Genomic DNA, 26,244 nt, shown 5'->3' on the forward strand with positions numbered 1-26,244 from the left:
CGGGTATTCGTAGAAAGTTCGTAATTTTCTGGTAGAAATTCCCACAACATTTTTTCTGGATACCCCTAACCGGCTTTTCATTCATGCCAAACTCTGCGATAATGGAGGCTAGTTAAGCTAATGGGGGGCGTTTTCGTTGGAGAAGAGTGGGCTCACGGGGAGCCGGTTTTTGTTGGTAACGATTTTGAACGTTGTGATCACCGTGTTCGAGTTATTAGGGGGAATCCTGTCGGGTAGTCTTTCATTGTTGTCTGACGCGTTTCATAACCTTGGGGACGCCCTGTCAGTGGTCTTAAGTTACATTGCCCACCGGATTGGTGGTCGGCGACAGACTCGTAGCAACACCTTTGGGTATCGGCGCGCTGAAATTTTAGCGGCACTGTTGAATGCTGGCATTCTCATCGTGATCTCGGTTGTTTTGGCGATTGAGGCTGTCCGCCGGCTGATGCACCCTGAAACAGTCAAAGGTGACATTATGTTGGTGGTGGCGGTCGTTAGTTTTTTAGCCAACTTACTTTCAACGATCCTGTTGAACCACGGGGCTAAGCACAATCTAAATATTCGAGCGACTTACCTGCACTTGCTCAGTGACGCGTTGGCGTCCGTGGGCGTGATTATCGGAGCTGTGCTGATTACTGTTTGGCAGATTTACTGGGTCGACCCAGTGATTACGATTCTGGTAGCTGGTTATATCAGTTATGAATCGTGGCCCATCATTAAGCAGACGTTTGATATTCTGATGGAAGCGTCACCAGCCTTGGACTACGAGGGGATTTCGCAAGACCTAACTGCGTTGCCCGAGGTTGAGGGTGTGCACCACTTGCACGCTTGGCAGATCGACGAGAATAATGTGGTCGTTTCCGTGCATGTGAACATGGACGATTTGCCATTGAGTCAGGTTGAGCCTATTTACCGGCAGATTGAAGCTGTGTTGTGTCGAAAGTATGGGGTGAACCACGTCACGATTCAAGCTGAATGCCACCGGGGTGAGAACGAATCGCTGTTTTATCAACAAAATGATTGGCGGCATGACTAATTAAGCTTGCACTTTGCTGAGTTTCGCGGTATAAAGGAATCACAATTCTAGATGAGGTGAACAATAAATGACTCCTATGAAGGAGGATTATTTAAAAATTATTTTTGAGCTGGGTGGGAAACAGAAAAAAGTTTCCAACAAGCAGATTGCTATCAGCTTAAATATTGCGGCGGGCTCAGTCACTGAAATGGTTAATAAAATGGCCGCTGAGGGGCTGGCAGAACACACGCCGTATGCTGGTATTTCGCTGACTAGTCGAGGAATTCGGTTGGCCGAGGATTTGGTTCGTAAGCACCGGATTTGGGAAGACTTTCTAGTTGAAAAATTAGATTACGAACTGCCCGACGTTCATGATGAGGCTGAGGTACTGGAGCATGTGACGAGTCCTAAATTGGTCAATGCACTGGATGATATGCTCGGCCATCCTACTCACTGTCCCCATGGCGGTGTGATTCCTGATCGTTTCGGCCACTACCACGAGGATAGCCACACGGTGTTGAACGACGCCGAAGATGGGGCCGTAGTAACGGTCGATCGGTTCATTGACAACCACGACCTGTTGACCTACTTGGGCGATTTGAAGCTCGATATTGGGGACCAACTACGGATCTTGAAGCACGATCCCTTTGAGGGGCCAGTGACCGTTCAGAATTTAACCGACGATGCACAATTGATTGTGAGCTACAAAGCCTCACACTACATTTTTGTTAAGTAATTGATCTGGCGAATCATTTCCGGGTGTTAAACGCGGAGTGGTTCGCTTTTAATGTGCCGCCGACCTTTTAGGAAAACCTTAATGTCTTGAGATTTCCTAGAAATTTATTGGTGGGGTGGTATACTCATTTCTAGGGGATTTTCCCAGAATCGGGTATGACGAAAGGAAACTGTTATCATGATGCTATTTAATCGTGATCGGGACCGACCATGGAAGTTTACGCTTGCCACGCTACTGTTCCTGATTATTGCTTTCTACATAAAAATGCAAAACGCTTACGTTGATTTCTTGGATTCGTCAATCGTAGACGTTATTCAAAAGAATCAACCAGGTTGGAAAACGTTACTGTACCGCGGAGTGACCAGCTTGGCGGAACCCAAGTTAGCCATCATCTGGGTGTTGATTTTGGCTTTCTTTCTGTGGGGGTTTAAGTTCAAAGTGCCTGCGCTGTGGTGTTTAGCTACCTTAGCGGGTGGGGATGTCCTGGCAACCATCGTTAAGGATGTTGTCAAACGGGCTCGGCCTAGCGCGCATCTGGCTATTGATGATGGATTCAGTTTTCCCAGTGGTCATGTCTTTGGGACTTTCCTAATTGTTGCCATGATTTGGATCATCTTGATTCCAATGATTATGACGGTTTGGAAGGCCTGGTTGGTGCGCATTGTCTTACTGGTCTGGATGGCACTGGTGATGATTTCACGGGTCTACCTCAATGCCCATTTCCCAACTGATACGTTTGGTGCCCTGTTGTTGGGCTACCTATGGTTGCAGTGTGCTGAAGGATTGTACATCCGGATCGCGCCGGTTATGCAGAAATGGCCGTTCTTGAAACGTTCCGAAATCTAAGTTGCGTAAATTAAAACGTCGATACTGGCTCCGTTGAGGAGTAGTATCGACGTTTTTGTAATTTAACTAAAGGTTGGAAGTTCGAAAACCGTTATCAAGGTGTTATCGACTTAAAATGCGTCTCACTCAGCCACCTGCGGCCGTCAGAGATTCCGCCGGCTGTGGGGATGCCTATAGCCTGAAAAGCGGTTCTTCGGCTCGGTTTGAAGTCTGGAAAAATCACCAGTCTTCACAGCTGGAGGCACCCGACCAAAAGTTTCACACGAAAAACCTTAAGGAAGTTCAGTTAGCCATTCGGTGGCTAGGTCCAACCAATGGGCTACGTGTGGCAGGTTCGTTCCCGGTTTCCAAGCCGTGACTGAATTAGCCAGTGCCAAGCCGTGAGGACCTTGATGGAAGACGTGTAATTCAGTATCCACACCTGCGGTAATTGATGCCTGAGCGTAGGCAAGAGCATTTTGAACAGGAACCAGTGGATCGGCAGCCGTCACCCAGACGAAGGTCGGGACATTGGCGGCAGTTACATGTTGGTCAGCTGCAATCCTTTCGGGGTCAGCCGTCCATTTTGCTAAAGTGGCGTCATCATTTGGAAAGCCAGCTGCCGGCGTAATGACTGGGTAGCCCAAGATAATGGCTCGCGGCTTGATTTGTTCTGGTGTGGTGCCGGCTAACTGGTTGAAAGCAGCGTCGTTCCATAGGTTGTTAAATAATGCCGTGATGTGGCCACCAACTGAAAAGCCGGCTATAATCAGATTATCTGGTTGGATTTGCCAAGCGGTTGAATTTTGCCGAATCAATGCTAAACTTTGGGCTAACTCAACCACAGGTGCTGGCAGTAAGGGCTGCTTTTCGCCGGCAAATGAGTAGCGGAGGAAGAAGGCTTGGTAGCCGCGAGCAAACCATGCCATGGCTAGATCTTCTGCTTGTTGTTCTGGAATATGTGTGTACGATCCACCAGGGACAATGATAACGGTGGGGTATGTTAGCGCGGTGTCTTCAGGTTGCCGCAAGTAACCCTGCAGGTAAGCGGCGGAATCGCTAGTAAGTGACTGGGTAATGATTTTCAAATGTGAACCCTCCCAAAATAAAATCGTACGAGTTGAGTATGCAGCACTCGTGCTCGTGAAACTATAGTGATATTGTACCGCATTTAAGAAATCCATTGAAGGAAGTGGACTGTTATGACAACAGTGTTTAGGACAGCAAGATTGATTCTTCGGCCATTGGTTGAGAGCGACCTGCCGGCGTACCAACGACTAGTCACCCAGCCAGAAATTGCCAAGCCGGCCGGTGCGACGGCCCATCCCAGCACAATGGAGGTGGCCCAGTGGTTGCAGGCTGATCGTCGTAACCCCTATTCGCGGGGAATTGTTGACAAGCAAAGTAACCAGTTGATTGGCGTAATTGTATTCTATGATCGCGTTACCGCGGAAGGACAACCAGATCCCTTGGCAGTTGATCTCGGTTATTTACTGGCCCCAACGTACTGGGGAGCCGGGTTAATGACTGAAGCGTTGCGAGCGTTGCTAGCAGGCTTGCCAGGTGGCATTCAGGTCTGGGCAACTAGCTTAGTGGAGAATCGGCGGTCCCGCCGAGTATTAGAAAAATTAGGTTTCCAAACTTTGGACGAACATTTTATGGCCATTTCTGGTATGAGTTTAACGCCCGTCCCACAGGCTTTATACCGGTTGGTCACCACGGATTCGACAAATTAATTGACTCTAATCGCAATTTAATCTTGCAATGTTCAGGGTGGATGAGTATACTACAAAGTATCGAATAGAAGAGGCGCGACCAACAAGAGTCGCTTTCCTGAGATGGGTCACATCGCAGAGGGAAAGTTAAAGGGGCGGTCGCCGAAACTTGTCAGTGAGGACATAGCTGACAGGTTGGGTCCTGGTTTAACAGATCAGGGACTGTCGCAGCCAAATATGGGTTGCGGGGCGCTTTCAACGATATTGACTTGGAATAATGAACTTTCCAATCTCTTTCGCTAAGCTTTTCTGCGGAAGGGATTTTTTCGTTCACTAGGTCGTTTCGAGGAAGTCCTTCTATAAAAAGAAGGAGGAAACATTTATGGAACAAAGCATGACAAACGCAACAACTAGTGAGGCCTCAGATCAGGTTAAGCGGGGACTCAAGACGCGTCACGTTTCAATGATTGCGTTAGGTGGTTGTATCGGTACAGGATTATTCGTCGCAAGTGGGTCGGCAATTTCGACTGCCGGGCCTGGTGGTGCGTTAGTTGCGTATGTTGCCATGGGATTGATGGTATACTTCTTGATGACTAGTTTAGGGGAAATGGCTACGAACATGCCGATTTCAGGGTCGTTCGCCGCATACTCCGCTAAGTACGTTGATCCAGCCTTGGGGTTCGCCATGGGGTGGAACTACTGGTTCAATTGGGCCATCACCGTTGCCGTTGATATTTCGACTGCCGCTTTAGTTATGAAGTTCTGGTTACCTGGAATTCCCGGCTGGATCTGGAGTGCGATTGCGTTGGTACTAGTCTTTACAATCAATGCCTTTTCCGTTCAAGCCTTTGGTGAAACGGAGTTCTGGATGTCGTTGATCAAGGTTGTCACTATCTTCATCTTCTTAGCCGTTGGGATTTTAACCATCTTTGGTATCATGGGTGGTCACGCTACCGGCTTAGAAAACTTCACTTACAAGAAGGCCCCATTCGTTGGCGGCTTCCCAGCAATTCTGAGTGTGTTCGTGGTTGCCGGATTCTCATTCCAAGGTACTGAATTAGTTGGTATCACGGCTGGTGAATCTGAAGACCCTGCTCACAGTGTTCCTAAGGCAATCAATTCTGTTTTCTGGCGGATCATTTTATTCTATATTCTTGCTATCTTTGTTATCGCCGCTGTCTTACCATACACGAGTCATGATTTGTTAGGTTCTTCTGCAACGGATATCGCTATTAGTCCATTCACGTTGGTTTTCAAGCGGGCCGGTTTAGCCGCCGCTGCCAGTGTCATGAACGCGGTTATCTTGACTGCCGTTATCTCTGCTGCTAACTCAGGGATGTATGCTTCCACTCGGATGCTGTACTCCCTGTCTAAGGAAGGTTATGCCCCAAGTTTCTTCGAACGGACGGGTCACAACGGGATTCCTTACCCAGCATTGTTTGCAACGACGTTTATCGCTGCATTGACGTTTATCAGTAGTATCGCCGGTCCACAAATCTACATGTGGTTAGTTGCCGCAAGTGGGTTGACTGGGTTCATCGCTTGGTTCGGGATTGCTTTGTCACATTACCGGTTCCGTCGGGCCTTCATCAAGCAAGGTCATCAATTGAGCGAATTAGGCTACCATGCTAAGTGGTTCCCAGTGGGTCCCATTCTAGCCTTGGTACTCTGTGTGGCCGTTATTGTGGGTCAAGATCCACAATCCTTCTTCTCTGGAAACTGGGAACAAGTATTGGTTACTTACATCAGTGTGCCATTAGTCTTGATCCTCTACGTTGGGTACAAGATCAAGAAGCACACTAAGCTGATTCCATTGAGTGAAGTCGACGTTTCCCCAGTTCACAAGGATGGGACGTTGAAGGAAGTTAAGGCCGAAGCTGCAGCCAACGATTAATTTGAGATTGTGTGGGCAATTGAAATTAAATAAATAATGAAACGGCGACTAGCCCGGGTAAAAACCTAACTAGTCGCCGTTTCTTGTCGGTAAATTAGCCACTTTGGTTAAATCGACACGGGTAAATTCACCACGACATATTGTCTTTTATACTTGAGGTTGGTACAATATGTGGTGTTGAAATTTTGGCCGGGGAAAAAGCCCGGTGCGCCAGTCATTAAAGGAGAGAATTGCATGCTTGTACTATCGGGAACTATCGGAGCCGGCAAAACGAGTTTGACCACGTTGCTAGCCGAACATTTAAACAAACCAGCATTTTATGAATCAGTGGATGACAACAAGATTTTGCCGTTGTTCTACCAGAACCCCCAAAAGTATGCATTCTTATTGCAAATCTACTTTTTAAACAAGCGGTTGGATAGCATTAAGGCTGCCAACGCTGACGATGAGAGTGTCTTGGATCGGTCGATCTTTGAAGATTCCTTGCTCTTTCATTTGAACGCCGATTTAGGGCGGGCCACCACGACAGAAGTTGATATTTATGACTCGTTACTGGCTAATATGATGCAAGAATTGCCAGACGCCACGCACAAGAAGAATCCGGACCTTTTGATTCACATCAACATTTCGTTTGAAACAATGTTGGAACGGATCAAGAAGCGTGGTCGTTCTTACGAACAAGTTGCCAATGATCCTAGTTTGTACGAATACTATCAACAACTTGATCAACGTTATGTGAACTGGTACAACGGTTACGACAAGTCACCAAAAATGCAAATTGATGGTGATCAACTGGACTTCGTTGAAGATGCAGCAGCTCGTAAAGAGGTTCTTCGTTTGATCGACGAAAAGATTGCGTCGCTTTAATCATTGCTTCTGCGATTAAAATACGTTATGATGTGATTAATCAAAAACACGTGGTGCCTATCAAGTAGACGGCCAGAGAAGCGGGGAAAGCTGTAAACCGCAACGTCGAAAATTCCAGCACTAACTAAAGTGGGCGGGTAATTCCGCACGGTGCAGACCGTTATCATGTTCAAGGGTATGACTGGGAGACCAGCCATGAACTTGGGTGGTACCGCGAAGGTCTTCGTCCCATGTGACGGAGGCCTTTTTTGCGTACTATCCGCGAAATTGAGAGGAGCTAATCAAATGTTAGATTTAAAGTTGATTCGTACGGAACCAGATTTTATCAAGGAAAAGTTAGCCACCCGTGGCGTTGATCCCGCTGAGATCGACGACTTACTGGCCTTAGACGAAAAGCGGCGTTCACTCATTGTTAAGAGTGAAACCATGAAGGCCCAACGGAACACCGTTTCTGACGAGATTTCTCAGTTGAAGCGTAATAAGCAAGATGCTGACGACAAAATTACTGAAATGCGCCAGGTTAGCGCCGACATCAAGGAAATCGACAACGACTTGGATGAATTAAAGAACCAAGTTCACGATGCTGCAGCTCATTTGCCCAACATTCCTGACGACAACGTTCCCGTTGGCTTGACGGAAGACGGTAGCGTTGAACTTCGCCGCTGGGGTGAAAAGCCCAACATGGACTTCACTGCCAAAGCCCATTATGAAATCGGGGAAGACCTCGGTATTCTGGACTTTGAAGCCGGGGCTAAGGTTTCTGGTAGCCGGTACCTGTACTACTTGGGCTTAGGTGCTCGGTTGGAACGGGCCGTCTACAACTTCTTCTTGGATCAAAACACGGAAGCTGGCTTCAAAGAAGTCTTGCCACCATACATCGTGAACGATGACTCCATGTACGGGACTGGTCAATTCCCTAAGTTTAAGGAAGATGTTTACCAGTTACGTGACGAAGAAATGACCCTGATTCCAACGGCCGAGGTGCCGTTGGTCAACTATTACCGAGACGAAGTTATTCCAGAAGAAGACTTGCCAGTCTGGTTCACCGCTTTAACACCTGCTTTCCGTTCTGAAGCTGGGAGTGCTGGTCGTGATACCCGGGGATTAATCCGGTTACATCAATTCAATAAAGTTGAAATGGTGAAGTTCTGTAAGCCAGAGAATTCTTGGGATGAATTGGAACACTTGACGAAGCATGCCGAAGACCTGCTACAAAAGTTAGGCTTGGCTTACCACGTGATTACGTTGACCACCAGCGACATGAGTTTTACGGCCGCTAAGACCAATGACCTAGAAGTTTGGTTCCCAGAACAAAACACGTACCGAGAAATTTCAAGCTGTTCTAACACGACGGACTTCCAAGCACGGCGAGCACATATCCAATATCGTGATGACAATGGAAAGTTGCAATACGTCCACGCCTTGAACGGTTCTGGATTAGCTGTTGGCCGGACGGTCGCTGCCATCTTAGAAAACTATCAAAACGCCGATGGCTCTGTAACGATTCCAGAAGTGTTAGTTCCTTACATGGGTGGCGTTACGAAGATTACGAAGTAATTAAGCCAGTTTTAGCTAAATATAAGTTCGATGACGGGACTAATGACCACTTGGTGGGTCATTGGTCCCGTTTTGTTGTGCGTGGGCTTATACGGGCTGTTAAGGGGACTGTCTAGCAATACGCTGCCGTCTAAATGGTCAGACACTACCTGTGAGGCCCGGACTAAGCCAAAAGGTGCCTTTAAACTTATAAGTCTTACTGGTCGTGTTTTGAGGAAACAGGGGAGATCATCCAGGGACATGGGAGCAATTGCGGTATCGTCAGCGTAGGTCAGTGGCGAAATCTAAAATGGTGAAATACGCTGGGCTGCTTCCAAGGCGTTCATTGACCAACCATACAAGTGAATAGGGAGCAAATTCAGAAGACTAGTAGCGGATTATTGATAACTATGCAGTCGCGTTGGAAAGATTCATTTTCAAGGTGGAGATGGGAAATGGTTCAGAGGATAGGCTGACAGTCTAGACTGATCCTTAAAGAGATAGGTGTAAAGGTAAGAATTGCGGCTGCTAATGGCGGTCAGCCAGCCTTGTAGCCGGAATTTTTACGATTAAAAACCGCCTACTACTGGGAATTTACTTGCGCTGGACAAACTTTTTGCAAAAAAATGCAAAAAGGGGGTAGCTTTTTTTTCGTGGGTAGGATACAATATTATTTGTTGTTACGAGAGTAGTTATTCAGTTCACGAATATTTATTCAAAATATTTCGAAAATCTGGTTGACATCCTATCGCTGGCATGGTAAATTATAATAGTTGTTTCGAACGAGCGCATCGACGTTCGCTTAAGACATTATGGAGGATTAGCTCAGTTGGGAGAGCGTCTGCCTTACAAGCAGAGGGTCACAGGTTCGAGCCCTGTATCCTCCATTGGGACCCATTGTCCCTGGCGTTAGTTCGTCAACCATTGCAGGTGTGGCGGAACTGGCAGACGCGCTAGATTTAGGTTCTAGTGTCTTATGACGTGGGGGTTCGAGTCCCTTCACCTGCATAACCGAATATTGCAAAATATATTCAATATATTTTGCCGACTTAGCTCAGTTGGCAGAGCATCTCACTAGTAATGAGGAGGTCGGAGGTTCGAATCCTCTAGTCGGCATGGCACCAAATTTAATAGCCAATTTGCGGAAGTAGTTCAGTGGTAGAACATCACCTTGCCATGGTGGGGGTCGCGGGTTCGAATCCCGTCTTCCGCTTTTGCCCTTTTGCCGGGGTGGCGGAATTGGCAGACGCACAGGACTTAAAATCCTGCGGTCAGTGATGACCGTACCGGTTCGATCCCGGTCCTCGGCATTTAATTAAATAATAATTATGCACCCATAGCGCAACTGGATAGAGTGTCTGACTACGAATCAGAAGGTTGTAGGTTCGACTCCTACTGGGTGCATTTTTGTCGCTTATGAATAACCCCATAAGCATTTTTCGGGAAGTAGCTCAGCTTGGTAGAGCACCTGGTTTGGGACCAGGGGGTCGCAGGTTCGAATCCTGTCTTCCCGATTTACTGACTCATTGTCAGCGGGCTATTTCGGGAAGTAGCTCAGCTTGGTAGAGCACCACGTTCGGGACGTGGGGGTCGCAAGTTCAAATCTTGTCTTCCCGATTTTTTTATCCCGATTAACTTGAATTGAATCGTAGACAGTCGTCTTCCTTACTAATCGTTTGGAAGTCGGCTGTCTTTTTTGGTATGATAGGTTACCAGGACTTATTCAGAAAGGACGGTCTAATCCGTTGCAATTTATCTGAAAGTTCGTATAATATTAGTCAACATTAGTCAAGACGACTGCACTGAAGGGGGGACGATAATGGAGAATCAAAATATTTCAGATATTATTGAGTCTTACCTTAAGCAGATTTTGGCTGAGTCCCAGCAGGTAGAGATCCGCAGGGCAGAAATCGCTGATCAATTCAACGTTGTTCCGTCACAGATCAACTACGTGATTAAGACCCGCTTCACGATTCAGGACGGCTATGTCGTTCAAAGTAAGCGTGGTGGCGGTGGCTATATTCGAATCGAAAAGGTTAAATTACTAGATAATTTAGACTTCATTGATTCGTTGGTGTCCGCAGTTGGCGATCACATAACCCGTCACGATGGGTTAGCGGTCGTTCGTAGCCTGTTTGAGGCCGGCGCTATCAACCGGCGGGAAACAAATATTATTCTGGCAGCTATCGATAAAGATGCCGTCAGTACCGGAGACCGTGAGCTGGATCAACGCGTGCGGGCCCAGATTCTGATTTCGATTTTGAATCATTTGCGCTACGAGAGCTAAGAAAGTGAGGAGTTGCAATGGACAACCTATTTACACCGAGTGCTAAAAGCGTTTTAGTCTTAGCACAGGAACAAGCCAAGTATTTCAAGCATCAAGCGGTGGGGACGGAACATTTACTGCTTGCCCTCACGATTGAGAAGAACGGAATCGCGAACAAAGTCTTGCAACAATTTTCAGTGACTGACGACGATGTTAGAGAAGAAATTGAACGGTTCACGGGTTATGGCACGCTAGCTAACATGGATAAGGATAGTTACTTGCCTTATTCACCAAAGGCCAAAGCAATGCTTGCCCTGGCTGGTGATGAGGCCAAACGGTTGGGTGCGACCAAGATTGGGACGGAACATCTCCTATTAGCGCTCCTGAGCGATGAAACAATTTTATCATCCCGAATCCTAAAGAACTTAAATGTAGAACTCGCCGATGCCCGGAAGGTCGTTTTGCGTAAACTGGGGATTTCAGATACGCCTAAGCGGCGGAGTGAAGCCCGTGCACGTAGAGGGGCACCACAGGGCGGTACGCCAACGCTGGATTCGTTGGCTCGTAACTTAACCGACTCAGCCAAAGAAGGCCGTATGGACCCTACTGTGGGTCGTGACAAGGAAGTTAAACGGGTTATTCAGATTCTTAGTCGTCGAACTAAGAACAATCCGGTTTTAATTGGGGAACCTGGTGTTGGTAAAACGGCGATTGCTGAGGGCTTAGCTCAACGCATCGTGGCTGGTGATGTGCCAGAAGACATGCAGAACAAGCGTTTGATGATGCTCGACATGGGTTCATTAGTTGCCGGAACCAAGTACCGTGGTGAATTTGAAGATCGGTTGAAGAAGGTTATCGAAGAAATTTACAACGATGGTCAAGTTATCCTCTTCATTGATGAATTACACACGTTGATTGGTGCCGGTGGTGCTGAAGGGGCCATTGATGCTTCAAACATTTTGAAGCCAGCATTGGCTCGAGGTGAACTCCAAACCATTGGGGCGACGACGTTGGATGAGTACCAAAAGTACATTGAATCTGATGCCGCGTTAGAACGACGGTTTGCGACGGTTCAAGTCAACGAACCAACTGCACCGGAAGCCTTACAGATTTTGAAGGGCTTGCGATCCCGTTATGAAGATCACCATCACGTTAACATCACTGATGAAGCGGTCGAACAAGCTGTTAAGCTGTCTAGCCGTTACATCAGTGACCGGTTCTTACCTGATAAGGCCATTGATTTGATGGATGAGGCTTCTGCCAAGGTTCGTATTGACCAGATGGACAAGCCAACTGCTGCTTCTAAGCAGAATCAGGAAATCAAAGATTTAGCTGACGAAAAGGAAAAGGCCATTGAAAGCCAAGACTTTGAACGAGCAGCCAACTTACGGACGGAAGAGATGAAGTTGCGTGAGAAGATTCAAGCTCGTGAAGCCAAGGAAGCAGCTTCTAAGAAAGACGACGACCATCATTATACGCTGAACGTGACCGGTGAAGACATTGCTGATGTGGTTGCTGAATGGACTGGCGTTCCTGTGACACAGCTGAAGCAAACTGATGCCGATCGCTTAGTTAACTTGGAAAAGATCTTGCATCAGCGAGTTATTGGCCAAAAGGAAGCCGTTTCCGCGGTTTCTCGAGCAATTCGGCGAGCCCGCTCTGGGTTAAAGGACCCGAACCGGCCAATTGGATCATTCATGTTCCTGGGACCGACTGGTGTTGGGAAGACCGAATTAGCTAAGGCATTAGCTGAAGCGATGTTTGGCTCCGAAAACAACATGATTCGGGTCGACATGAGTGAATATATGGAGAAGTATTCAACCAGTCGCTTGATTGGGTCTGCTCCTGGTTACGTTGGTTACGATGAGGGTGGCCAATTGACTGAAAAAGTTCGGCAAAAGCCATACTCCGTGGTTCTCTTCGATGAAGTGGAAAAGGCTCATCCAGATGTCTTCAACATCTTGTTGCAGGTACTGGATGACGGTTACCTGACCGACTCCAAGGGTCGTAAGGTCGACTTCCGGAACACGATTCTTATCATGACGTCTAACTTAGGAGCCACTAAGCTACGTGATGAAAAGACCGTTGGGTTTGGTAAAGAAGACCTGGCCAACAATTACAGTGCAATGGCTTCAACCATTAAGGAAACGCTGAAGCAATCCTTCCGGCCAGAGTTCTTGAACCGAATCGATGAAACAGTTATCTTCCACTCGCTACAACGTCCAGAATTACACGAAATTGTGAAGCTCATGGCCAAGCACATTGTTGACCGGGTTGCTGAACAAAACATTAAGCTGAAGATTACTCCAGCGGCCATTGATGTGGTTGCCAAGGCTGGTTTTGATCCTGAATACGGGGCACGGCCGATTCGCCGGGCACTGCAGACTCAGGTTGAAGACAAGTTGAGTGAATCTCTGTTAAACGGTGAAGTTAAGACGAGCGACCAAGTTACCATCGGGGCAACACGAGGTGCGATTACCGTTAACGTCAAGGCGGCGACGGAAAAGGCTAAGCCTGATGCCGTAGCTAACCACTAGTTAAATAAAATTACCCAAAAATGGGAGATGCCTGCGGGTGTCTCCCATTTTTGTGGGGGAAAATTGACATGGCGGTATTACGATTAAAGGGAAAATAGTTCAACCGCTTAGGTGGTTAGTGGGGATGATGGGGTAATTTAAAAGACTAGGATGCCTGATTGAATTTCAGTTGGTCATTATAGTAAGATGACCGACTATCTTTCTGCTAGGTGACGTATTTGTTCTTGCTGGAACGGAGGTTCCCGGATGCCCGGAAGACACGCGGCTCTGGCCATGACTTCTGGACTTAATCCACAACGTGATCTCTGGTATCCGTAAATGGTCGTTTTCCTCCCTATACACGAGAGCAGAAAGTCTTGTAAGACTAACACTTGGCCTAGCTGGTGATAAGCGAATTGTGGTACACTGACAGCATAAGCAAATAGGAAAGGATGGGGGTCATGAAGAGAGAGGAGCAACTAACACACACGCACGCGGCTATTTTAAAAGCTGCGCGGGAACAATTCTTATCTCAAGGATATTCGGCCACATCAACACGGGACATTGCCCGTGAGGTGGGTATTACACAACCAGCACTTTACCATCATTTCAGTGATAAGGAAGTTATTTTCCTTGAGGTCATTAAAAGTGTAGGACAGGAAGTTCGAACGGGGCTTAACCAGGCTAATGATCAATTAGCTGCGGAGGAGTCGCCTGACCCTGTTGAGTCGTTGGCGACCATTACGGAAGTCCTAACGGGCGTTCATCCGCGCGATGTCTTTACCGTGATCCACAGTAGCTTTCGCTATCTGAAACCAGAAAACCAACGCCAATTGGGGATGGTTTTCATGCAGGACTACTTAGCGCCATTGGAACACTTCTTTAGCTTGGGCGTAGTCGTTTTACAGCCACATTTGGCGGCTAAGGACGCGGCGTCATTCTATTTAACCAGTTTGAGTCCCTTATTTAATTCATTTCATCACGTGGGTCCAGCGGATGCTTCACAGCATGAGCAGACCATTGCCCTGATTCGACTAATTCTATTTGGTGTCGCGGTTAAAAAGTGAGTCGTCCATATTGACATTGGTCATTAAATTTAGTACTATATCATTTGTATGCAACTGTGAACTGAAATTGGATGCACCGATATATTGTCCGGTAGCGTCCATTATAAGAAGCCAAAAGCAAACTTTGGGTTTGTTTTTGGATTTTTTTTGCCAAAAAACCGGAGAAAAACGCATTTGTAATCAAAATGTAATATTCTGGTTTGGCCAGTTCTCAGAATAAATAGGAGAGGTGAACAACTTGGCAGGACACTTAGTGAAATACGGGAAACACCGTACGCGCCGTAGCTATTCGCGAATCAAGGAAGTTCTTGATTTACCTAACTTGATTGAAATTCAAACCAATTCCTACAACTGGTTCCTCGACGAAGGTTTACGCGATATGTTCGACGACATCATGCCAATCGAAGATTTTCAAGGAAACCTTTCGTTAGAGTTTGTTGATTATCAATTACTGGAACCCAAATATACCGTGGATGAAGCGCGGGAACACGATGCCAACTTCTCGGCACCATTACACGTTACTTTACGCTTAACCAACCACGAAACGGGTGAAATTAAGTCGCAGGATGTCTTCTTTGGTGACTTCCCTCTGATGACGGCCCAAGGGACCTTCATCATCAACGGGGCAGAACGGGTTATTGTTTCCCAATTAGTCCGCTCACCAGGAGTTTACTTCAATGAAGATACTGATAAAAACGGTCGGACCGTCTTTGGTGCTACTGTAATCCCTAACCGGGGTGCTTGGCTCGAATTCGAAACCGACGCTAAAAACGTTTCTTACGTCCGGATTGACCGGACGCGGAAGATTCCAATGACCGAATTAGTTCGGGCATTAGGTTTTGGTTCCGACGATGAAATCTTGGATATCTTAGGTGATAACGAAAGCTTAATGCAGACGTTGGAAAAGGATATTCATAAGAACACCGACGATTCCCGTGTCGAAGAGTCCTTAAAGGACATTTACGAACGCCTACGTCCAGGTGAACCTAAGACGGCTGACTCTTCACGGAGCTTGCTGACTGCTCGGTTCTTTGACCCTAAGCGTTACGATATGGCTCCCGTTGGTCGTTACAAGACCAACAAGAAGCTGAGCTTGAAGACCCGTTTACTGGGCTTGACTTTAGCTGAAACGTTGGCTGACCCTGATACCGGTGAAATCATCGCGCAAAAGGGAACGGTCGTTGACAAGGACGTTATGAAGACTTTGGCACCATACTTGGATCAAGACGATTTCAAGATGGTTACTTTCCAGCCTTCAGACGAAGCCGTTGTTACGGAACCACTTAAATTACAAATCATCAAGGTGCAATCACCAGATGACCCAGAACAAGAAGTTCCCGTTATTGGGAATGGCAACATTGATATCAAGTTGAAGCACATTCGCCCAGCTGACATCATTGCTTCCATGAACTACTTCTTTGATCTGCAAATTGGGATCGGGAACACTGATGATATTGACCACTTGGGTAACCGGCGGATTCGTTCCGTGGGTGAACTCCTGCAAAACCAATTCCGAATCGGGTTATCTCGAATGGAACGGGTTGTGCGTGAACGGATGTCAATTCAGGACGCTGCGACGGTAACGCCACAACAACTGATCAACATTCGGCCAGTGGTTGCTTCCATTAAGGAATTCTTTGGTTCTTCACAACTTTCTCAATTCATGGATCAGACTAACCCATTGGGTGAATTAACCCATAAGCGTCGTCTATCCGCCCTTGGACCTGGTGGTTTGACACGTGATCGTGCCGGATATGAAGTCCGGGATGTTCATTACACCCACTACGGTCGGATGTGCCCAATTGAAACACCTGAAGGTCCTAACATTGGTTTGATTAACAGTCTTTCCAGTTACGCCCGGGTTAACAAGTATGGGTTCATCGAAACACCATATCGTCGTGTTTCATGGGATACGCATAAGGTTACCGACAAGATCGATTACCTGACTGCCGATGAAGAAGATAACTACGTTGTGGCACAAGCCAACACGCCGTTAAACGATGACGGTTCATTTGCTACGGATACCATCATGGCCCGTGACGAAGATAACAACATCGAAACTTCTGCCGACAAGATTGACTACATGGACGTTTCGCCAAAGCAAGTTGTTGCTGTGGCCACTGCATGTATTCCTTTCTTGGAAAACGATGACTCCAACCGTGCCTTGATGGGTGCCAACATGCAACGGCAAGCTGTGCCATTGCTGGACCCTCATGCACCATTAGTTGGGACTGGTATTGAATATAAAGCTGCGCATGACTCCGGAGTTGCTTTAATTAGCCAACACGAAGGAACTGTTGAATACGTTGATGCACGGGAAATCCGTGTTCGTCGTGCCGACGATGCGCTTGACACTTACAAGTTAATGAAGTTCCGCCGTTCTAACGGTGGTAAGAACTACAACCAACGTCCAATCGTTAAGGTTGGCGACCACGTCGACAACGACGAAGTCTTGGCTGATGGGCCTTCAATGGAAAATGGTGAATTAGCCTTAGGGCAAAACCCATTAGTTGCCTTCATGACTTGGCAAGGGTATAACTTCGAAGATGCCATCGGGATCAACGAACGGTTGGTTCGCGATGACGTTTACACGTCGATTCATATTGAAGAATACGAATCAGAAGCACGTGATACGAAGCTTGGACCTGAAGAAATGACTCGTGAAATCCCTAACGTTGGGGAAGATGCCCTGAAGAACTTGGACGAAGACGGAATTATCCGAATCGGTGCCGAAGTTCAAGATGGTGACATCTTGGTTGGTAAGGTTACGCCTAAGGGTGTTACAGAATTATCAGCCGAAGAACGGTTACTCCATGCCATCTTTGGTGAAAAGGCCCGTGAAGTGCGGGATACTTCTCTGAAGGTTCCACATGGTGGTGGCGGGATCATCCAGGATGTTAAGATCTTCACGCGTGAAAACGGTGATGAACTTTCTCCAGGTGTGAACATGATGGTTCGGGTCTACATCGCGCAAAAGCGGAAGATCCAAGTTGGTGACAAGATGTCCGGTCGTCACGGTAACAAAGGGACTGTGTCCGTTGTTATCCCTGAAGAGGACATGCCATACATGCCAGATGGTACGCCAATCGACATTATGTTGAGTCCAATGGGTGTGCCTTCCCGGATGAACATCGGGCAAGTGCTCGAATTGCATTTAGGGATGGCTGCTCGTAAGTTAGGTATTCACGTTGCTACGCCTGTCTTTGATGGTGCCCAAGATACTGATATCGCGGACGTTGTTAAGGAAGCTGGTATGGCTGCTGACGCTAAGACTGTCTTATACGATGGTCGGACTGGTGAACCGTTTGATAAGCGGGTTGCCGTCGGTGTCATGAACTACCTGAAGTTGGCCCACATGGTCGATGACAAAATGCACGCCCGTTCTATCGGACCTTACTCACTGGTTACGCAACAACCACTTGGTGGTAAAGCGCAATTCGGTGGCCAACGGTTTGGTGAAATGGAAGTCTGGGCTTTGGAAGCTTACGGTGCCGCTTATACGTTACAAGAAATCTTAACGTACAAGTCTGATGACGTGGTTGGCCGGGTTAAGACCTACGAAGCCATCGTTAAGGGCGATCCAATTCCAAAACCAGGTGTGCCTGAATCCTTCCGGGTTTTAGTTAAGGAATTACAATCCTTAGGTCTGGATATGAAGGTCTTAAACGGGAACAACGAAGAAATTGAACTCCGTGATATGGATGACGATGACGACGATGTTGTGAACGTTGATGCCTTAAGCAAGTACGCGCAACAACAGGAAGAACAACGCAAAGCCGCTGCTCAGACTGAAGACGCCAAAGCTACGCCAGCCGCACCAAAAAATGAAAGTCAACCGAACACACAAGACTAATTAATAAGGGAGGTCGCTTCTTTGGTCGATGTCAATAAGTTCGAAAGCATGCAGATCGGGCTGGCTTCACCTGATAAGATCCGTAGCTGGTCTTACGGGGAAGTTAAAAAGCCTGAAACCATCAACTACCGGACGTTAAAGCCTGAAAAAGACGGGCTGTTCGACGAGCGGATTTTCGGTCCTACTAAGGACTGGGAATGTGCCTGTGGGAAATACAAACGGATTCGCTACAAGGGTGTCGTTTGTGACCGTTGTGGGGTTGAAGTTACCCGTTCTAAGGTACGTCGGGAACGGATGGGCCATATCGAATTGGCTGCTCCAGTAACTCACATCTGGTACTTCAAGGGTATCCCAAGTCGGATGGGCTTAGTCCTCGACATGAGTCCCCGGGCGTTGGAAGAAATCATCTACTTTGCTTCCTACGTTGTTTTAGACCCAGGTGACACTGCGCTCGAAAAGAAGCAATTACTTTCCGAACGTGATTACCGTGACAAACTGATTGAATACGGTAGTGGCGCCTTCAAGGCTGAAATGGGTGCCGAAGCCATCAAGAAATTATTGATGGCAGTAGACCTAGATAAAGAAGTTAAGGAATTAAAGGAAGAATTGAAGGAAGCTACTGGCCAAAAGCGGACGCGTGCCGTTCGTCGTTTGGACATTTTGGAAGCCTTCGTAACATCTGGTAACCGTCCTGAATGGATGGTAATGGATGCTATTCCGGTAATCCCACCTGATTTACGGCCAATGGTACAACTTGAAGGTGGACGGTTTGCTACGTCTGACCTGAACGACTTGTACCGGCGGGTTATCAACCGGAACAGCCGGTTGAAGCGTTTATTGGATCTGAATGCACCTGGTATCATCGTTCAAAACGAAAAGCGGATGCTTCAAGAAGCCGTTGACGCCTTGATCGATAACGGTCGTCGTGGCCGTCCAGTTGCTGGTCCTGGTAACCGTCCATTGAAGTCTCTTTCACATATGTTGAAAGGGAAACAAGGGCGGTTCCGTCAAAACTTGTTAGGGAAGCGGGTTGACTACTCAGGTCGTTCCGTTATTGACGTTGGTCCTTCCCTCAAGTTCAACCAAATGGGCTTACCAGTCCCTATGGCTTTGGAATTATTCCGGCCATTCATCATGAAGGAACTGGTTGCGCGTGGCCTGGCTTCTAACATTAAGAACGCCAAGCGCCAAATTGATCGTGAAGATGACGATGTCTTTAACGTTTTGGAAGACGTCATCAAGGAACACCCTGTTCTGTTGAACCGGGCCCCTACGCTTCACCGTTTGGGTATTCAAGCGTTTGAACCCGTTTTGGTTAGTGGTAAAGCTATGCGTCTTCACCCATTGGCCTGTGAAGCTTACAACGCCGATTTCGATGGGGACCAAATGGCCATCCACGTTCCGTTATCTGACGAAGCACAAGCTGAAGCACGTTTGCTGATGCTGGCTGCTCACCATATCTTGGCACCTGCCAGTGGTAAGCCAGTTGTTGCGCCTTCTCAAGATATGGTTATCGGGAACTACTACCTGACGATGGAAGAAGCTGCTCGTGAAGGTGAAGGCATGATCTTTACCGACTTAAATGAAGCAGTCTTGGCCTACCGGAATGGGTTAGTTCACTGGCACACTCGGGTCGGGGTCCAAGTCTCCGGCATGACCGACAAGCCATTTACTGATGAACAACGGAGCAAGATCATGATGACGACCGTTGGGAAGTTGATTTTCAACAACATCCTGCCTAAGTCATTCCCATACCTGAATGAACCAACCAGTACGAACTTGAACGGTTACGTTCCAGATAAGTACTTCTTGGAACCAGGTGAGGACATTCATGATTACCTACAAAATGCTGAATTAGTTGGTCCATTTAAGAAGGGCTTCTTGTCCGACATTATCGCGGCCGTTTACCAACAATACAAGGTTACTGAAACCTCTAAGTTATTGGACCGGATTAAGGATTTGGGTTACGACGAATCTACGAAGTCTGGGTTAACGGTTGGGATGGTCGACGTTACCGACTTAAAGGAAAAGCCAGAAATTATCGACGCTGCCCACAAACAGGTTGCAACGGTAACGAAGCAATTCCGTCGTGGGTTGATTACCGACCACGAACGTTACGAACGGGTTATTGGTATCTGGAACGATGCCAAGGACGACATTCAAAACGCCTTGATTCACAGTTTCGAGCAACAGAACCCTATCTTTATGATGAGTGATTCTGGTGCCCGGGGGAACATTTCTAACTTTACGCAACTTGCCGGTATGCGTGGACTGATGGCCGCACCTAGTGGTGACATCATGGAGCTGCCTATCACGTCTAACTTCCGTGAAGGTTTGTCAGTGATGGAAATGTTCATTTCGACCCATGGGGCCCGTAAAGGGATGACCGATACGGCCTTGAAGACTGCCAACTCAGGTTACCTGACTCGGCGGTTGGTCGATGTTGCGCAAGACGTTATCATTCGGGAAAAAGATTGTGGAACTGACCGTGGTTTGAAGATTCGTGCCATCACTGATGGTAACGAAATGATCGAACCATTGTACGACCGGATCTTAGGGCGTTACACCCAAAAGACCGTCTATGATCCAGAAACTGGGGACGTAATTGTTCCTAAGAACCAAATGATTGTTGAAGACACCGCACAAAAGATTGTTGATGCTGGTGTTGAAGAAGTTACTATTCGTTCTGCCTTTACTTGCAACACCGAACATGGTGTTTGTGAACATTGTTACGGTCGTAACATGGCTACTGGTGACGAAGTTGAAGTTGGTGAAGCTGTCGGGACTGTTGCCGCTCAATCAATCGGTGAACCTGGTACCCAGCTGACCATGCGTAACTTCCATACCGGTGGTGTTGCCGGGAACGAAGATATTACCCAAGGGCTTCCTCGTGTTCAAGAATTGTTTGAATCTCGGAACCCTAAAGGTAAAGCTGAGATTACTGAAGTTACTGGGTCGGTTGAATCAATCGAAGAAAACCCAGCTGAACGGACGAAGGAAATCACGATTAAGGGTGAAGCCGATACGCGGACTTACACGTTACCAATCACTGCCCGCATGCGGGTCAGCGAAGGTGACTTCATTCACCGTGGTTCTGCATTGAACTATGGGTCTGTTGATCCTAAGGAAATGCTTCGTGTTCGTGATGTCTTATCAACTGAAACTTACATCTTAGGTGAAGTTCAACGAGTTTACCGGATGCAAGGTGTTGCCATCAGTGATAAGCACGTTGAAATCATGGTTCGTCAGATGTTACGTAAAGTTCGGATCATGGATCCGGGTGATACCGACGTTCTGCCTGGTACTTTGATGGATATTCAAGACTTCCGTCGTGCTAACTACCAGACGCTGATCGATGGTGGCATTGCTGCTACCGCACGTCCAGTTATCTTGGGGATTACCAAGGCTGCCCTGGAAACGAACAGTTTCTTGTCAGCCGCATCCTTCCAGGAAACGACGCGTGTCTTGACCGATGCTGCTATTCGGGGCAAGAACGATCCACTGGTTGGTTTGAAGGAAAACGTTATTATTGGGAAGATTATTCCTGCCGGGACTGGGATGCCAGATTACCGTCAGATCAAACCCAAAGAAGTTGGCGGTACGTCAACCGAAGGCGTCTACTCCATCAGCGATTTGGAAAAACAAATGCAAGAAGACTCACAGGCCTAGTGACAACTAGGTGGTTTGAGTTACGGGATCTGCCAGAGATGGTGGATCCTTTTTTGCTTACTGCAGAGATGAACGGGCGGTTAAGGCCATAACCACCAGATAAGCGCGCTGATCAGGAGATAGGGTAAGAAAGCGAATCTTGCAGGGGTGCGAATGGTTAGTAGAGCTAAGCTGCACGCTAGCAACAACCAGTGAGCCATCGATAAGCTTCCAAAGAACACCCAGTAGCCAATCATCATTTCTAAGTCCCCATCGCCAATCCGGGGGTGAGACCAGTGGGGCCACAGCCAACGAACCAGGCCAAATAGACTGGCGACGAATAAGATGGTCGGCCAAGGCTGACCAATTAAGCTAATGCTGAGGGTGGCCCAGCTTAGCCAGCCGGGGAAGGCCTGGGTTTGTACGTCAGACAGGGCCGCGAATGCCCAAAGGATCAACCACAGAAGTGGCAGGGTTAATGTAGGTGTCCAGGTTGTCAGCAGAAGGGCTGTAGTTCCCTCCATAAGAAGAATGGTTGGTGAAATGATTGCTTGACAGTAAGCACAACGACCACGTAGAAATAGGTAACTCAAAATGGGAACCATTTGCCAAGGAGCTAAGCGGGTAGAGCAGGTTACACAGTGCGATGGCGGGAAGAGTGGAGATTCACCAGTCACGTACCGGTCGGCCATGGCCACGAGGAAGGACCCCAGACAGGCACCATAAATAAATAGGATAAACATCATTACCAATCACCTCATAGACTAACTACGTCAAGAAACCCAGAATGTTTCTGGGAAATTGCTATTGGGCTTGTTGACATGCTATTTGTGGCATGGTATTCTATTAAAGGTGCTTTTCGCAGACAGGTCTCGGGTATTCACTACCAGACATGCTGACTGACGGCGGGGAGGACACTTCAATTGAACCCCCGTCTGGGTGGCTTTTTTCTTTCAAGAAAAATGAACCACCTGGATGTGTGGACTTAAACTCTAGAATGACTATAGGAAAGGAGGACTATTTAGATGCCTACTATCAACCAATTGGTGCGTAAAGGTCGTAAATCTAAAAGTTCTAAATCAGATGCCCCAGCTTTAAACTACGGGTATAACAGTTTCAAAAAAGCTCAAGTTAAGAATCCAGCTCCACAAAAGCGTGGGGTTGCTACTCGTGTCGGTACCATGACACCAAAGAAGCCTAACTCAGCTTTACGGAAATATGCACGTGTGCGGTTGTCAAACTTAATTGAAGTGACTGCTTACATCCCTGGTATTGGCCACAACCTTCAAGAACATAGTGTTGTGCTTATCCGGGGCGGCCGGGTTAAGGATTTACCTGGGGTTCGTTACCATGTTATCCGTGGTGCGCTCGATACTGCCGGGGTTACTGACCGTCGTCAAGGTCGTTCCAAGTACGGGACTAAGAAGCCTAAGGGCTAGACCGAGACTAAAAAGTAGGGGCGTTTGCACGGATTCCGTCAAACACCCCGTAACAGCATTTCAAGGAGGATATTAACAATGCCTAGAAAAGGAAACGTACAAAAGCGTGAAGTCCTTCCTGATCCAATTTACAATTCAAAGTTGGTCACTCGTCTGATCAACCACACGATGATGGATGGGAAACGTGGTACTTCAACTAAAATCATTTATGGTGCATTTGACATCATTAAGAACGAAACTGGCAACGATCCAGTGGAAGTCTTCGAAGAAGCAATGAAGAACGTCATGCCAGTCTTGGAAGTTAAGGCTCGGCGTGTTGGTGGGTCAAACTACCAAGTTCCAATCGAAGTTCGTCCTGACCGTCGGACTACTTTAGGTCTGCGTTGGATTGTGCAGTACTCTCGCCTTCGTGGCGAACACACTATGGTTGACCGGCTTGCCCGCGAAATCATGGATGCTGCCAACAACACAGGTGCTGCTGTTAAGAAGCGTGAAGATACGCACCGGATGGCTGATGCTAACCGTGCCTTCGCTCATTACCGCTGGTAAAAGCAGTTATCATGCTGCATTGCCAGCAGCGTGATACAATGTTAGAGCAGAGTGTCCTTGGATACTCCCGTCTCTGACTTAAGGGAGTAATCCTTTAATTGAGAGGTGGCGACTAAAATCAATTTTTGATGTTAGTGGCCACCTTTTGGCACAATCTACGATCAAGTTGAGAGGAGTTACACATTAATCATGGCTAATACTCGTGAATTTCCGCTTGAAAAGACGCGTAACATCGGTATCATGGCTCACATCGATGCCGGTAAAACGACGACTACTGAGCGTATCCTGTATTATACTGGTAAAATCCATAAGATTGGTGAAACCCATGATGGGGCTTCACAAATGGACTGGATGGAACAAGAACAAGAACGGGGTATTACGATCACTTCTGCCGCTACCACGGCCGAATGGAAGAAACACCGGATCAACATCATCGATACTCCAGGACACGTGGACTTCACTGTTGAAGTTGAACGTTCCCTGCGGGTGCTTGATGGTGCCGTTGCCGTCTTAGACGGTCAAGCCGGTGTTGAACCTCAAACTGAAACTGTTTGGCGTCAAGCCTCAGATTTCGATGTTCCCCGTATCGTTTTTGTTAACAAGATGGACAAGTTGGGTGCTGACTTCGACTTCTCCGTTAATTCACTCCACGAACGTCTCCAAGCTAACGCCGTTGCATTGCAAATGGCTATTGGTGCTGAAGATGACTTTGCCGGTGTTGTTGACTTAATCGAAATGAAGGCATACGTCTACGACAAGGATGAACTGGGTTCCTCATGGGACACTGTTGATATCCCTGCAGACATGCTGGAAGAAGCTAAGAAGCGTCATGAAGGCATCATCGAAAGCGTTGCTGACGTTGATGATGAAATCATGGAAAAGTACCTTGAAGGGGAAGAAATCTCCAAAGAGGAACTGAAGGCTGCTATCCGTCGTGCCACTTTACGTTTGGACTTATTCCCTGTCTTTGCTGGTTCTGCCTTCAAAGATAAGGGTGTTCAGATGTTGATGGACGCCGTTGTTGACTACTTACCATCTCCATTGGATGTTAAGCCTTACAACGCTACGGTTCCTGACACTGACGAAGCCGTTACTTTACGTGCTAACGATGACGATCCATTTGCTGCCTTGGCGTTCAAGGTTGCTACCGACCCATTCGTTGGTCGTTTAACTTACATCCGGGTTTACTCCGGTACTCTGGAAGCTGGTTCTTACGTACTTAACTCTACGAAGGACAAGCGTGAACGTGTTGGTCGTTTGCTGCAAATGCATTCAAATCACCGTCAAGAAATTCCAGAAGTCTTCTCTGGTGATATTGCTGGGGCCATTGGTTTGAAGAACACCACTACTGGTGACTCTTTAACCGACCCAGATCATCCATTACATTTGGAATCTATGGACTTCCCAGATCCAGTTATCCAGGTTGCCGTAGAACCAAAGACGAAGGCTGACCAAGACAAGATGAACACCGCCTTACAAAAGCTTTCTGAAGAAGACCCAACTTTCAAGGCTGAAACTAACCCTGAAACTGGTGAAACTCTGATTGCCGGGATGGGTGAACTTCACTTGGACATCATCATTGACCGGATGAAGCGTGAATTCAAGGTTGAAGCAAACATTGGTGCTCCTCAAGTTGCCTACCGTGAAGCCTTCACGAAGCCAACTAAGGTCCAAGGTAAGTTTGTTCGTCAATCTGGTGGTAAAGGTCAATATGGTGACGTTTGGATCGAATTTACCCCTAACGAACGTGGTAAGGGTTACGAATTCGAAGACGCTATCGTTGGTGGGGTTGTTCCTCGTGAATTTATCCCTTCAGTTGACCAAGGTCTGCAAGAAGCCATGGCAAACGGTGTGTTAGCCGGTTACCCATTGGTTGACGTTAAGGCTAAGTTATACGATGGTAGCTACCATGAAGTCGATTCTAGTGAAGCAGCCTTCAAGGTTGCCGCATCATTGGCTTTACGTAAGGCTGTCCAATCTGCTGGTCCCGTTATTCTTGAACCAATCATGAAGGTTGATATCTTGGTTCCTGAAGAATACATGGGTGATATCATGGGCCAAGTTACCGCACGTCGTGGTAAGGTCGATGGTATGGAAGCACGTGGTAACGCACAAATGATTCACTCTTACGTTCCGTTATCCGAAATGTTCGGTTACGCTACGACGTTACGTTCTGCATCACAAGGTCGTGGTACCTTCACCATGACGTTTGATCACTACGAACCAACGCCTAAGAGTGTTCAAGCTGACATTATCAAGAAGAACGGCGGTACTCCAGTCGAAGACTAGAGTTGTCATTCTCTAAAAATTGAAACGTC

At 47.3% G+C, this 26,244-nt stretch carries 17 protein-coding genes, 8 tRNA genes and 1 riboswitch; of the genes, 23 read left to right on the top strand and 2 right to left on the bottom strand.

Annotated elements, in window-relative coordinates; all coding sequences use genetic code 11:
* The first annotated feature begins 136 nt into the window (after window positions 1–136).
* The 3 genes from AB3Y94_RS11775 to AB3Y94_RS11785 all read left to right on the top strand — a co-directional run bounded on the left by AB3Y94_RS11775 (window position 137) and on the right by AB3Y94_RS11785 (window position 2,597).
* On the top strand, window positions 137–1,036 hold the full coding sequence (locus AB3Y94_RS11775) for a cation diffusion facilitator family transporter (protein WP_367296385.1): 900 nt from the start codon (window positions 137–139) through the stop codon (window positions 1,034–1,036).
* Window positions 1,037–1,103: 67 nt separating this feature from the next.
* On the top strand, window positions 1,104–1,751 hold the full coding sequence (locus AB3Y94_RS11780; protein WP_367296386.1) for a metal-dependent transcriptional regulator: 648 nt from the start codon (window positions 1,104–1,106) through the stop codon (window positions 1,749–1,751).
* Window positions 1,752–1,928: 177 nt separating this feature from the next.
* A complete protein-coding gene (locus AB3Y94_RS11785; protein ID WP_367296387.1) occupies window positions 1,929–2,597 on the top strand; it encodes a phosphatase PAP2 family protein in 669 nt (222 codons plus the stop codon).
* A 272-nt stretch (window positions 2,598–2,869) separates the two neighbouring features.
* Here the strand turns inward: AB3Y94_RS11785 and AB3Y94_RS11790 are convergent, their stop codons facing one another.
* A complete protein-coding gene (locus AB3Y94_RS11790) occupies window positions 2,870–3,664 on the bottom strand; it encodes an alpha/beta hydrolase (RefSeq protein ID WP_367296388.1) in 795 nt (264 codons plus the stop codon).
* Window positions 3,665–3,778: 114 nt separating this feature from the next.
* On the opposite strand from AB3Y94_RS11790, the gene AB3Y94_RS11795 reads away from it, so the two are divergent.
* From AB3Y94_RS11795 to rpoC, 17 genes are all read left to right on the top strand, one after another.
* Window positions 3,779–4,312 carry a GNAT family N-acetyltransferase gene (locus AB3Y94_RS11795; protein ID WP_367296389.1) on the top strand — a complete coding sequence of 178 codons (534 nt, stop codon included), beginning with the start codon at window positions 3,779–3,781 and terminating at the stop codon, window positions 4,310–4,312.
* 60 nt (window positions 4,313–4,372) lie between these two features.
* A riboswitch (Lysine riboswitch) is annotated at window positions 4,373–4,554 on the top strand.
* 119 nt (window positions 4,555–4,673) lie between these two features.
* Window positions 4,674–6,185, top strand: a complete 1,512-nt coding sequence (locus tag AB3Y94_RS11800; RefSeq protein ID WP_367296390.1) for an amino acid permease — start codon at window positions 4,674–4,676, stop codon at window positions 6,183–6,185.
* A gap of 234 nt (window positions 6,186–6,419) precedes the next feature.
* Window positions 6,420–7,052, top strand: a complete 633-nt coding sequence (locus AB3Y94_RS11805) for a deoxynucleoside kinase (RefSeq protein ID WP_367296391.1) — start codon at window positions 6,420–6,422, stop codon at window positions 7,050–7,052.
* 285 nt (window positions 7,053–7,337) lie between these two features.
* Window positions 7,338–8,609 carry a serine--tRNA ligase gene (gene serS, locus AB3Y94_RS11810; protein ID WP_367296392.1) on the top strand — a complete coding sequence of 424 codons (1,272 nt, stop codon included), beginning with the start codon at window positions 7,338–7,340 and terminating at the stop codon, window positions 8,607–8,609.
* 793 nt (window positions 8,610–9,402) lie between these two features.
* Window positions 9,403–9,475: transfer RNA gene (locus tag AB3Y94_RS11815), tRNA-Val, on the top strand.
* Window positions 9,476–9,514: 39 nt separating this feature from the next.
* Window positions 9,515–9,596: transfer RNA gene (locus AB3Y94_RS11820), tRNA-Leu, on the top strand.
* Window positions 9,597–9,631: 35 nt separating this feature from the next.
* Window positions 9,632–9,704, top strand: a tRNA-Thr gene (locus tag AB3Y94_RS11825).
* 25 nt (window positions 9,705–9,729) lie between these two features.
* A tRNA-Gly gene (locus AB3Y94_RS11830) sits at window positions 9,730–9,801 on the top strand.
* 11 nt (window positions 9,802–9,812) lie between these two features.
* Window positions 9,813–9,898: transfer RNA gene (locus AB3Y94_RS11835), tRNA-Leu, on the top strand.
* 20 nt (window positions 9,899–9,918) lie between these two features.
* Window positions 9,919–9,992, top strand: a tRNA-Arg gene (locus tag AB3Y94_RS11840).
* Between the two features lie 36 nt (window positions 9,993–10,028).
* Window positions 10,029–10,102: transfer RNA gene (locus tag AB3Y94_RS11845), tRNA-Pro, on the top strand.
* A 29-nt stretch (window positions 10,103–10,131) separates the two neighbouring features.
* Window positions 10,132–10,205, top strand: a tRNA-Pro gene (locus AB3Y94_RS11850).
* A gap of 202 nt (window positions 10,206–10,407) precedes the next feature.
* The gene (locus tag AB3Y94_RS11855) at window positions 10,408–10,875 is read left to right on the top strand and encodes a CtsR family transcriptional regulator (RefSeq protein ID WP_125682842.1); all 468 of its coding nucleotides are present in this window, start codon (window positions 10,408–10,410) and stop codon (window positions 10,873–10,875) included.
* 17 nt (window positions 10,876–10,892) lie between these two features.
* A complete protein-coding gene (locus AB3Y94_RS11860; protein WP_367296393.1) occupies window positions 10,893–13,391 on the top strand; it encodes an ATP-dependent Clp protease ATP-binding subunit in 2,499 nt (832 codons plus the stop codon).
* Between the two features lie 440 nt (window positions 13,392–13,831).
* On the top strand, window positions 13,832–14,437 hold the full coding sequence (locus AB3Y94_RS11865) for a TetR/AcrR family transcriptional regulator (RefSeq protein ID WP_367296394.1): 606 nt from the start codon (window positions 13,832–13,834) through the stop codon (window positions 14,435–14,437).
* A gap of 238 nt (window positions 14,438–14,675) precedes the next feature.
* Window positions 14,676–18,290, top strand: a complete 3,615-nt coding sequence (locus tag AB3Y94_RS11870) for a DNA-directed RNA polymerase subunit beta (protein ID WP_367296395.1) — start codon at window positions 14,676–14,678, stop codon at window positions 18,288–18,290.
* A 21-nt stretch (window positions 18,291–18,311) separates the two neighbouring features.
* The gene (gene rpoC / locus AB3Y94_RS11875; protein WP_367296396.1) at window positions 18,312–21,959 is read left to right on the top strand and encodes a DNA-directed RNA polymerase subunit beta'; all 3,648 of its coding nucleotides are present in this window, start codon (window positions 18,312–18,314) and stop codon (window positions 21,957–21,959) included.
* 80 nt (window positions 21,960–22,039) lie between these two features.
* On the opposite strand, the gene AB3Y94_RS11880 is transcribed toward rpoC, so the two are convergent.
* Window positions 22,040–22,684 carry an A24 family peptidase gene (locus tag AB3Y94_RS11880; RefSeq protein ID WP_367296397.1) on the bottom strand — a complete coding sequence of 215 codons (645 nt, stop codon included), beginning with the start codon at window positions 22,682–22,684 and terminating at the stop codon, window positions 22,040–22,042.
* Between the two features lie 279 nt (window positions 22,685–22,963).
* Here AB3Y94_RS11880 and rpsL point away from each other — a divergent pair, with 279 nt between their 5' ends.
* From rpsL to fusA, 3 genes are all read left to right on the top strand, one after another.
* Window positions 22,964–23,377, top strand: coding sequence for a 30S ribosomal protein S12 (rpsL, locus tag AB3Y94_RS11885; RefSeq protein WP_125682831.1), 414 nt, complete (start codon window positions 22,964–22,966; stop codon window positions 23,375–23,377).
* Window positions 23,378–23,455: 78 nt separating this feature from the next.
* Window positions 23,456–23,926, top strand: coding sequence for a 30S ribosomal protein S7 (rpsG, locus tag AB3Y94_RS11890; protein WP_125682830.1), 471 nt, complete (start codon window positions 23,456–23,458; stop codon window positions 23,924–23,926).
* Between the two features lie 189 nt (window positions 23,927–24,115).
* Window positions 24,116–26,215, top strand: a complete 2,100-nt coding sequence (gene fusA / locus AB3Y94_RS11895) for an elongation factor G (RefSeq protein WP_367296398.1) — start codon at window positions 24,116–24,118, stop codon at window positions 26,213–26,215.
* Window positions 26,216–26,244 lie beyond the last annotated feature (29 nt).

The organism is Levilactobacillus yonginensis (genome assembly GCF_964065165.1).
Lineage (GTDB): Bacteria > Bacillota > Bacilli > Lactobacillales > Lactobacillaceae > Levilactobacillus > Levilactobacillus yonginensis_A.

What these genes read in the sequence shown, in the direction of transcription:
- AB3Y94_RS11780 (WP_367296386.1), top strand. Translation starts at nt 1,104, where the DNA reads ATGACTCCTATGAAGGAGGATTATTTAAAAATTATTTTTGAGCTGGGT.
- AB3Y94_RS11785 (WP_367296387.1), top strand. Translation starts at nt 1,929, where the DNA reads ATGATGCTATTTAATCGTGATCGGGACCGACCATGGAAGTTTACGCTT.
- AB3Y94_RS11795 (WP_367296389.1), top strand. Translation starts at nt 3,779, where the DNA reads ATGACAACAGTGTTTAGGACAGCAAGATTGATTCTTCGGCCATTGGTT.
- AB3Y94_RS11800 (WP_367296390.1), top strand. Translation starts at nt 4,674, where the DNA reads ATGGAACAAAGCATGACAAACGCAACAACTAGTGAGGCCTCAGATCAG.
- AB3Y94_RS11805 (WP_367296391.1), top strand. Translation starts at nt 6,420, where the DNA reads ATGCTTGTACTATCGGGAACTATCGGAGCCGGCAAAACGAGTTTGACC.
- serS (WP_367296392.1), top strand. Translation starts at nt 7,338, where the DNA reads ATGTTAGATTTAAAGTTGATTCGTACGGAACCAGATTTTATCAAGGAA.
- AB3Y94_RS11855 (WP_125682842.1), top strand. Translation starts at nt 10,408, where the DNA reads ATGGAGAATCAAAATATTTCAGATATTATTGAGTCTTACCTTAAGCAG.
- AB3Y94_RS11860 (WP_367296393.1), top strand. Translation starts at nt 10,893, where the DNA reads ATGGACAACCTATTTACACCGAGTGCTAAAAGCGTTTTAGTCTTAGCA.
- AB3Y94_RS11865 (WP_367296394.1), top strand. Translation starts at nt 13,832, where the DNA reads ATGAAGAGAGAGGAGCAACTAACACACACGCACGCGGCTATTTTAAAA.
- AB3Y94_RS11880 (WP_367296397.1), bottom strand. Translation starts at nt 22,684, where the DNA reads ATGATGTTTATCCTATTTATTTATGGTGCCTGTCTGGGGTCCTTCCTC.
- rpsL (WP_125682831.1), top strand. Translation starts at nt 22,964, where the DNA reads ATGCCTACTATCAACCAATTGGTGCGTAAAGGTCGTAAATCTAAAAGT.
- rpsG (WP_125682830.1), top strand. Translation starts at nt 23,456, where the DNA reads ATGCCTAGAAAAGGAAACGTACAAAAGCGTGAAGTCCTTCCTGATCCA.
- fusA (WP_367296398.1), top strand. Translation starts at nt 24,116, where the DNA reads ATGGCTAATACTCGTGAATTTCCGCTTGAAAAGACGCGTAACATCGGT.